This window comes from Streptomyces sp. SID12501, assembly GCF_010550245.1.
Lineage (GTDB): Bacteria > Actinomycetota > Actinomycetes > Streptomycetales > Streptomycetaceae > Streptomyces.
The window spans coordinates 1-447 of record NZ_JAAGLU010000621.1 but is presented as its reverse complement, the minus strand read 5'-3'; the positions used below and the strand labels follow the sequence as shown (position 1 = coordinate 447).

General features: G+C 72.5%; 1 protein-coding gene. It reads left to right on the top strand.

The annotated features are described in order from the left end of the window. A partial coding sequence (locus G3I71_RS47585) for an alanine--tRNA ligase-related protein (protein ID WP_239149810.1) occupies positions 1–447 on the top strand: 447 nt, incomplete at both ends.

The following is a 447-nucleotide window of genomic DNA, read 5'->3' as shown; positions in this document are numbered from 1 at the left end:
TGGCACTACGACCGCGGTCCCAAGTTCGGCCCCGACGCGGAGGGCGGCACGGGCGACCCCGGCGGCGACCGCTACCTCGAGATCTGGAACCTCGTGTTCGACCAGTTCGTGCGCGGCGAGGGGCGTGGCAAGGACTACCCGCTGCTCGGCGAGCTCGAGCGCAAGGCCATCGACACCGGCGCCGGGCTCGAGCGCATCGCGTACCTGCTCCAGGGCAAGAACAACCTGTACGAGACGGACGAGGTCTTCCCCGTCATCGAGCGTGCCGCCGAGCTCACCGGGCGCCGCTACGGCGCGGGCGGCGAGGACGACGTCCGGCTGCGCGTCGTGGGCGACCACGTGCGCTCGTCGCTCATGCTCATCGGCGACGGCGTGACGCCGTCGAACGAGGGCCGCGGGTACGTGCTGCGGCGCCTCGTGCGGCGGACGGTGCGGTCGATGCGCCTG